The sequence below is a fragment of the Devosia psychrophila genome (assembly GCF_000971275.1).
Lineage (GTDB): Bacteria > Pseudomonadota > Alphaproteobacteria > Rhizobiales > Devosiaceae > Devosia > Devosia psychrophila.
Map to the genome: position 1 here is coordinate 26061 of NZ_LAPV01000038.1, position 9306 is coordinate 35366.

Below are 9306 nucleotides of genomic sequence, written 5' to 3' on the forward strand. Positions count from 1 at the left end.
AATTCATTGTTCTGTCGCTATCGTTCGTTTAAACAGAACGAGATGAGAAATTTGAACTTCAACCACCTCCAATACTTTTGGGCGGTCGCCCATGAAGGCAGTCTCACACGGGCCGCAGATCATATGAATCTGTCGCAGTCGACGCTGTCGGTTCAGATACAGAAACTCGAACATCAGATCGGCCACCCGCTCTTTGAGCGAGTGGGCAAGAAACTCATCCTGACCGAGGCCGGTCAGATCGCGCTCGACTATGCAGATACCGTTTTCAAGGCCGGCGATGAATTGCTAAGCACCCTGCAAGGTCGCCCTTTGGCAAACCGTCAGATCCTCAGCGTCGGGGCGCTCACGACGCTGTCTCGAAACTTTCAACTTGAGTTCCTTCGGCCGCTTGTCGGCCGTTCCGACGTGGAACTCATCGTTCGCTCCGGCAATATCCGCGACCTTCTTGCCCAGTTGGAGGCTCACGCCGTCGACGTCGTCCTGGCTAACAGCGCTGCGCCGCGGGATGCTCGCACATCACTGCGTAACCACCTGCTCAATGAGCAGCCGGTCAGCTTGGTCGGCCGGCCGAGAACGGACAAACCGAAGTTCCGCTTCCCGGACGACTTGCGAACTGAGCCCCTACTTTTGCCAAGTCTGGACAGCGACATCCGCGTGGCGTTCGACCGAGTTCTCGAAATGGCTGGGATCAGGCCGATTATACACGCCGAGGTCGACGATATGGCCATGCTACGTCTACTGGCGCGTGAGCGCGAGGGTGTCACGTTGGTACCGCCGATCGTTGTGCGCGACGAACTGGAGGCCGGGATTCTTGTTGAGCACTGTCGCATACCGGATGTCACTGAGCGCTTCTACGCAATTGTGAAGAAACGACGTTTTCCGAACCGCTTGCTTCTCGACGTGCTTGGAATCTACAATTCGGCGACACCGACCTCCATCTAGAGGTCCCTATTAGCCTGCCTTTGCACACTAAAGCAGCAGTTGCGACAGAAATGAGATCTTGAAGCAGAATCCAGTTCGAGCCGACCGGTCTTCTCCATATCAGGTTGTGAGAGCGACGCGAAGTGATGGGGAAACCGATCAGGCCGGAAATAGGGACAACCTGTCGAACGTTTGAGGCATCATAGCCTGCAAAGCAGATTGGGACCTTGGTCGCCGATCCCATCAGGGCCAGCAGTCTCCAATGCCTGCATTAACAGGCCGGACAGGAGACTGCACCCGACCAACGAGCCAGAACGTCGAATGACCTCTTGCAACGCGGGGGCCATCCACATACGACTTTCGGCAATCCACCCGAAATGGCTGCTGCTGACTCCTTAAGCGGAACGACCGCTTTTGGGACATCGCCGACGTGGAGCCAAAGTCTGAAATGGGGTCGAGGCTGTGTGAGAACTCGGCGCAGCTGATCGCTCACGTTGTTTGTGTGGCACGCGTCGGCTCCGTTCACCCCGTTATCGCTTTGAGGGTCGCGGCAACGCCGGCAACGGCGATGGCGCGCTTGAGATTGTAGGCAGGATCGTCAGGCTGGTTTCGGTGGCGACGTTCTTTATCCCTTGTGTTCGGAAGTGGGTGGCGCCCATCCAGCCTTGGTGCCGAAGACGTGCTCGACAGTACAGCGGCGAACCGCCATCGCTTCAGGCATCGCCTCGAGCCTACGCTCCATGGCATCAAGCACCGCTTCGTACTCCCATCGTCGGATGCGCTTCTCTTTGCCGGCCATACACAGAGGACGGGATGGGCAGCACCACAGGCCTTGTGGTTGAAGCAAACACCGATCAGCTTGCCGCCTTCTGCCCTGGCGAAACGCTTCTGCAGCTGCTGGCCAAGAGGGCAGCGGTAGGTGTCGGTCCCGGGCTCATGCACGAACATGGTTTTGCCCCAGAAGCCGCGGGCCTGAGCCGGTGAGATATTCGGCTCGGGCACCATCGCGATGATGCCAGCTTCGTCGCAGGAGCGGATCTGCTCGCCCTCATAGTAGCCACGATCGGCAAGGGCGATCATCTCAGCATCGACAGTCTCTGCCTGTGCAGCTTTTGCCATCTCCAGCAGGTGCGAGCGGTCATGGCCTCGGTTGGTCACCGCATTGGCCACCACAATATGGTGCTCGGTATCGACAGCCGCCTGGACGTTGTAACCGACCACGCCGCGATGGTCGCTTCCGGTCGCCATGGCGCGGGCATCCGGATCTGTCAGCGAGATCTGCTCATCGGGAGCCGCTTGCAGTTGCCGGCCAATCTCCTCGAGCTCGCCGAGCCGACCACGCAGAGACGCCAATCGTTCGGTCGGGTGCTCGATCCGCGGCGTGGCCGGTCCGTTCTCTGCACGGTCCGTTTCCTCAAGCTCGGCGAGATAGCGCGATGCTCTCTTCGACATGGGCCTTCCGGCGCAACAGCTTGCCCTTGGTATAGTTCTTCTCGTGCGTGCTTACCGCGCGCAAGCGTGACCCGTCGATGGCCACCATGCCGCCGCCGACCAGGCCAAGGGCACGGCAGATGGCAACGAAGCACCGGCATGCGATCTGAATGGCGCTGGCATGGTCATGGCGGAAGTCGGCAATGGTCTTGAAGTCCGGTACCAGCTTGCCGATCAGCCACATCAACTCGATATTGCGACCGGCCTCGCGCTCCAGCTTCCGGCTCGACGTCAGCTGATGCAGATATCCATAGACGTAGAGCTTGAGCATGGTCCCGGTGCGTAGCCGGGCCTGCCAGTAGATGCCGGTTGGACACGCGCGAAGCCGAGTTCGGCCAGATCGAGCTCCTCGACAAAGGCATCGATGATGCGAACCGGATTATCCGCATCCACATAGTCTTCGAGACAAGCCGGCGGAAAGCTCTCCTGCTGTCGGTCAGCAACTTCAACGAAACGTCCCATGGGGCACTTCCGAAGCGGTGACTGATCATATCATAATCAGGAGTTTTCACACAGCCTCGGGTGGGTAGCAGTCGGTCTGCTTTTGGACGAACGTAGTAGGAAACGGACATCTGGCGATGTGGTTGGCAGCTTATGTTCTTGTCGACAAATATACACAGCATGGCCTTGCGCGACTTGGGCGCGATAGCTGCCGTACTCTAGATTGTATATTTTGCGGGGCGGCCCTATAGGTCTTCATCCGATTTTTCCCGCTTAATTGCGGATTAGCCTTCGGTAGCAGGTCTTAGGGGATTCGCGTGCGAGCGATGGACCACTTCTTAGCGTTCCTGTCGGGTGGCGGGGAGATGGGTGAACGTATACGTGCCCATGACTGGTCAAAAACAACAATTGGCACGCCGGAGACATGGCCCCAGACGCTCCAGACTGCCATCGGTTTATTGCTCGGCGCCAAGCAGCCAGTATATGTGGCCTGGGGTCACGACCTCATTTCATTTTATAACGATGGCTATCTGCCGATCATCGGCAACAAACATCCCGCCTTGGGTGAACCATTTTCCGTGCTATGGGCCGAAATTTGGAATGATTTCCGGCCGATTGTGGAAGCCACCCTTGGCGGTGAAGCACAGCACTTTGTGGATTTGCCAATTGCACTTGCCGGTCGGCCCGGCCTTCCGGTGGGCTATTTTACTTTCTCCTACACCGCGCTGCGTGATGAGCAAGGTCGGTCAGTTGGTTTCTATTGTGCGGCAACCGAAACCACCATGCAGGTCCTTCTAAAGCAAAGAACCTTGGCTGAGCACGAACAACTATCCCAGCTCCTTGCCGAGGCGCCGAGCTTCATGTGCCTTCTGCAGGGTCCGGACTTTAGATTTGTCTTAACCAACGATGCCTACCTCCAACTCGTCGGCCATCGCGACCTCATTGGTATGACGGTTCGAGAAGCACTGCCGGAGTTACAAAACCAAGGTTTCTTGGAGTTGTTGGCTCAAGTCTACACCACTGGCCAGCCCTTTGTCGGTCGAGGTTTGGAGATTGAGCTGCAGCGTATTCCGGGCGCTCCTCTCGAAAAAGCCTTTCTGAACTTTGTGTACCAGCCAATCATCAATCAGGCGGGGAAGGTCACCGGCATTTTTGTTGAAGGCAGCGACATTACCGACTTGAAACGGGCCGAGTTAGCGCTCCGCGACAGCCAAGTACAGGTGCAGTTAGCGCTTGCAGCAGCAGAAATGGGTGTATGGGAAAGCACGCTTGCCAATGGCACCTTTAGCAACCTCCGGGGAGATGACCGCGCTTTGACGCTGCTCGGCGGCCAACCCGGAGAGCAGTCATCCTTCGACTCTTTCGTGAGCCGGGTGCATCCGGAGGACCGTGCCGTTTTGGTACCCGCCGCCCAACAGGCGCTTGATCCGGCAGGGACGGGCTTGTTGACCGTGGAATACCGCGTTTTGGCGCACGGCTCTCATCCAGAGCGTTGGGTGCAGGCCCTTGCCCAGGCAATCACAGAAGGTGATCAAGTTAGGCTGGTTGGCACAGTTCGGGACATTTCCGACCGTAAACAGGCTGAGGCCCGCCAGGGCATGCTCAGTGGCGAGCTTCAACATCGGATCAAGAACATTGTTGCGATGGTGAGCGCCATTGCCAGCCAGACCCTCAAAGGTGACGACATTGCCGATCGCCGGGGCAAGTTCATGGCGCGCCTCGAAGCTTTGAGCCACGCGCACGACATGCTGGTCGCGACAGTTTGGACGGAGGCGTCTATCCGCAATGTTGTTGAGGGAGCTTTGGTGGCGCATCGTGGCGAGGACAAGCGCTTTACGATCTCCGGCCCTGATTTGATCCTGTCACCCCGACAGGCTCTTTCACTGACGCTGACTGTCCATGAGCTTGCTACTAATGCCACCAAGTACGGCGCGCTTTCCGTGGAGGCAGGTCGCGTTCAAATCGAGTGGTCAATCGACACGCCTGACGGCATAGATCCGCAATTTCAATTTGTTTGGCAGGAGGTCGGTGGGCCGGCGGTGATGAAGCCCGATCGGACCGGCTTTGGATCGCGTCTGATTACTCGCGTCCTCGCCGCTGACTTCTCAGGAACGGTGAAAATTGACTATTCTGAAAGCGGGGTGACGTGCCGGCTCGAGGCGCCAGCTTCTCAAGTCAGCGACCTTAAATGAAGTCGTTACAGATATAACGTGTATGGCACAGGGGTCGATGCTACATGTGAGTATCATGATATATGCTCAGGCGTAGAAGCGGACTGAGGGTCGCCTCATCGACCGCACTTGGTGTCCTCTGTGCCAGGCATGCTGCTAACACCACCGCTGCGCTTCCTCGATATCGATAAACTGGCGTTGGTTTACTTCAGGCTTTTACCTGCACGTCCAGACACAGCCGAATTGCGGCCTGGAGGTCAACCGCGCTGTAGGGCTTGCTCAAAACGGCAACGCCTTTACCCTGTTGCACCCCGGACGTATCGCCGGTTGCAAACACCACCCCCATGGCGGGCTTCAACGCCTTGGCCCGCTCTGCAAGCTCCTTGCCAGACATGGTTGGAAGATTGACGTCCGTTATCAGGATATCGATCGGCGCGGTCTCCAACGCCGCCATCGCCTCTTCGGCGCTGCCGGCATCGAGAACTATATGGCCAGCGTCCTCAAGCATGTCGACGGTGGCCATGCGGATTAGCGCATCGTCCTCAACGAACAGAACCGTCAATCTGCTGGACACCACTGGCGACCCGCCTTGCGGGTCAGTGGCGGGAGCGCCCGGTTTGGATACTGCCAGGGGAGCAGGGAGTTCGCGCTGGCCGCGGCCGGCCAGGACATTGCGGAATTTTCGCGCCAAGGCCTCACGCGTGTAGGGCTTGGACAGCAGGTCCACGCCCGCGTCGAGTTTGCCACCGTGCACGATGGAATTTTCCGTGTAGCCCGACGTGAACAGTACAACCAGGTTCGGCAGGCGTGCCTTGGCCTTGCGCGCCAATTCGGGGCTCTTGAGCGTCCCGGGCATCACCACGTCGGTAAACAGCAGGTCGATCAGAATGCCGCTCTCGATTACGTTCAAGGCGCTGGCGGCGTCGACGGCCTTGAGTACGCGATAGCCCAGATCAGTGAGCAGTTCGACCACAGTCGCACGCACCTCGTCGTCATCCTCGACCACAAGCACAGTTTCCGTTCCGCCAGTCACTGGTCCCGTATCGACCAGCGCTTCGACGTCTTCGCTTTGCAAGGCGCGCGGCAGGTAGAGCTTAATGGTCGTGCCTTCGCCGACTTCCGAGTAGATCTTGACGTGGCCGCCCGACTGCTTGACGAAGCCGTAGACCATCGAAAGCCCCAACCCGGATCCCTTGCTCTCGCCCTTGGTCGAAAAAAATGGCTCGAACACCTTGTCGACGATCTCGGGCGACATGCCGCAACCGGTGTCGGTCACGGCAAGCATGACATATTGACCCGCCGTGACCTCATCATGCGAGCGGGCATAATCGTCGTCGAGATGCGCATTTGACAGTTCGATGGTCAGCTTGCCCTGGTTGTCCATGGCGTCGCGCGCATTGATGGCGAGGTTAAGCAAGGCATTCTCGATCTGGGCAGGGTCGATGAAGGAGTTCCACAGCCCGCCGGTGACCACGGTTTCGATCTCGACACCCTCGCCAATGGCCCGGCGCATCATGTCATCCATGCCGCGCACCAGGCGGCTGATGTTGATGATCTTGGGCTCCAGCGCCTGCTTGCGTCCGAATGCCAGCAGTTGCGATGCCAGCTTGGATCCGCGTGATACGCCGGCCATGGCGTTGGCGACGCGCTGTTCGGCCCGTTCGTTGCCGGCAATATCCTTGCTCAGCAGTTGCAGGTTTCCCGATACCACCTGCAGCAGATTGTTGAAGTCATGCGCCACCCCACCAGTGAGCTTGCCGATGGTTTCCAACTTCTGGGCCTGGGCCAGCTTCATCTCGGCCTGGCGGCGTTCGCCAATCTCGTTGATGACGCGCGTCTCGAGCTGTTCATTGAGTTGGCGCAGCGCATTTTCTGCCGCGCGCCGATGGGTGATATCGGTATGGACGCCGACCCATTCCCGGATGTCTCCATGCTCATTCAGCACCGGCAGTCCGCGAATGGCAAAGGTGCGCCAGGAACCGTTTCGTTCTCGGACGCGGTGCTCATGCACGAACATCGACTTCGCCTTTACCGCCGCATCCCAGCTGACGATCGAAGCGTCGCGGTCATCGGGATGCACTGCATCAACCCAGCCGTAGCCTTGGTATTCTGCCATGCTCTGCCCGGTGAGCGCCGCCCAGCCAGGCTGCTCGCCCTGCATTTGCCCATCGGCCGTATTGGTCCAGAGCACGCCATGCACGGCATCCATGGCCGCGCGGAACCTGCCGACGCTGACCGCCAGATCGTGCTGGGTGGAGACGTGCGCGGTCTGATCGACCACCGTACACATCACCCCTTCGACCCGACCACCAAAGCCATAAACCGGCGTGTAATGCAGGTCGAAAATGAAATCCTGCGACTCTTCCGCATTGTTCAGCGTGATAGGTGCGCCTTTGTGGGAAGTCAGCTCGCCATTCAAGCCGGCCTGCAAAACCTGCTGATTGAATTCCCAGACCTCGGGCAGCTCAGTCGCAACCGGTTGCCCCATGGCCGTCGGGTGCCGATGGCCGATGATCGGGCTGTAGGCGTCGTTATAGAACATTAGATGGTCCGGCCCCCACATCAGCACCTTGGCGACCGGCGAGTTGACCACATTGGCGACCGTTGCACGAAGTTCCGGCGACCACTCGGAGGTCGGCCCCAGCGAACAGTTGGACCAGTCGCGGTTGCGGATCAGCGCACCGCAATCGCCGCCGCTATGGGGCCAGCCGATCGTATTGACGGCGGCCGAAGCCACGCCGCCGTCACGCAATATCCGCAAACCGGAGCGGACGATTTCGCTGGCATTGGCATAGTCTCCCGACGCAAGGCGTTCAGCGATGAACGCATCGAATTCAGGAGTGAGAGAAACATTGCGGGTTTGACGTGTGACCATCGGCATAAAATCGCAAACGCCGCGGCGTGTGTCAATAATTGGCATAGCCAAGTCGGCGAAAGGTGATCCGCGTGCATTTGCGCAGGCGCCCGTTGAAAGAGATGGCTCGGGAAATCTGGACATCGGGATAAGTGGATTTTGTGCCTGATGGCGGCCAGTATGGCCGCGAACAGGAGCGACCATGACGAGACGACCCCGCCGCAACCACACACCGGTATTCAAGGCCAAAGTGGCGCTGGCCGCCATCAAGGGTGAGAAGACCCTGGCGGAACTGGCCCAGCAGTTTGACGCGCAAGCCAATCAGATCACGCAATGGCGCAGCCAGCTTCTGGAAGGCGCCGCCGATGTTTTTGGCGGCGAGGCTCGCTCTGATCCGTCAGTCCCGACAGTGGACGTCAAGACGCTACACGCCAAAATTGGCCAGTTGACGCTGTAGAACGATTTTTTGGAAGGAGCGCTGAGCAAAGCCGGCCTGCTGAGCGCAAAGCGATAATTGATCGGGAGCATGAACTATCGGTGACCCGGCAGGCGTTGGTGCTCGATATCAGCCGGAGCAGCGTCTACTACCTGCCACGCCCGGTGTCGCCCGGCGATCTGGCACTGATGCGCCGGATCGATGAACTGCATCTGGATTACCCGTTCGCCGGCGCCCGCGCTGATGAAGCGGATGGGCATCGAGGCGATTTACCGCAAACCCAATACCAGCAAGCCCGCGCCAGGCCATAAGGTCTATCCCTACCTGCTGCGCAGGCTGGCGGTGACCCAGCCCAACCAGGTTTGGGCAATCGACATTACCTATATCCCCATGGCGCGCGGCTTCGTCTACTTGGCAGCCGTGGTGGACTGGTTCAGCAGGCGGATGCTGGCGTGGCGGGTCTCGATCAGCATGGACGTGAGCTTCTGCATCGAGGCGCTTGAGGAGGCTCTGGGTAAATACGGCGCCCCCGAAATCTTCAACAGCGACCAGGCCAGCCAATTTACCAGCATGGCCTTCACCGGCCTGCTGCGCGACAATGGCATCGCCATTAGCATGGACGGCAGAGGGGCATGGCGCGACAATGTCTTCGTCGAGCGGCTTTGGCGGTCCATCAAATACGAGGAGGTTTACCTGCGCGCCTATGACGCCGTCTCGGACGCGCGAACCTTGATCGGCAAATACCTGGCCTTTTACAACAGTGGGCGCCCTCACTCGAACCTTGACCGCATGACCCCGGACGAAGCCTGCTTCAATGCGCTGATGCCAATTCCGGCAGCGGCATAACCAAGGCCGAAATTCACTTATACCAACGGCGCTCACGATTGACCGGTGTGTGCCCATTCACGCATGCCGATCGATGTTATGGTTGTCGGCTGGTCGACGAGATTTCGCCATGCCTGACAAGCGGCATCGATGATGGCGTCGTAGAC

General features: G+C 58.8%; 3 protein-coding genes and 2 pseudogenes. 3 read left to right on the forward strand and 2 right to left on the reverse strand.

Features of this window, described 5'->3' with window-relative positions:
- Positions 1-42 precede the first annotated feature (42 nt).
- Positions 43-942 (forward strand): LysR family transcriptional regulator, encoded by a 900-nt coding sequence (locus tag WH91_RS03355; protein ID WP_046169612.1) that lies wholly within the window; start codon positions 43-45, stop codon positions 940-942.
- Positions 943-1443: 501 nt separating this feature from the next.
- On the opposite strand, the pseudogene WH91_RS23075 reads toward WH91_RS03355, so the two are convergent.
- Positions 1444-2874 (reverse strand): annotated as a pseudogene (locus tag WH91_RS23075) (IS1182 family transposase).
- Positions 2875-3218: 344 nt separating this feature from the next.
- On the opposite strand from WH91_RS23075, the gene WH91_RS22380 reads away from it, so the two are divergent.
- A complete protein-coding gene (locus tag WH91_RS22380) occupies positions 3219-5045 on the forward strand; it encodes a sensor histidine kinase (RefSeq protein ID WP_158409508.1) in 1827 nt (608 codons plus the stop codon).
- Positions 5046-5232: 187 nt separating this feature from the next.
- Here the strand turns inward: WH91_RS22380 and WH91_RS03380 are convergent, their stop codons facing one another.
- Positions 5233-7899 (reverse strand): hybrid sensor histidine kinase/response regulator, encoded by a 2667-nt coding sequence (locus WH91_RS03380; RefSeq protein WP_074797760.1) that lies wholly within the window; start codon positions 7897-7899, stop codon positions 5233-5235.
- A gap of 181 nt (positions 7900-8080) precedes the next feature.
- Here WH91_RS03380 and WH91_RS03390 point away from each other — a divergent pair.
- Positions 8081-9160, forward strand: a pseudogene (locus tag WH91_RS03390) (IS3 family transposase).
- Positions 9161-9306: the final 146 nt, after the last annotated feature.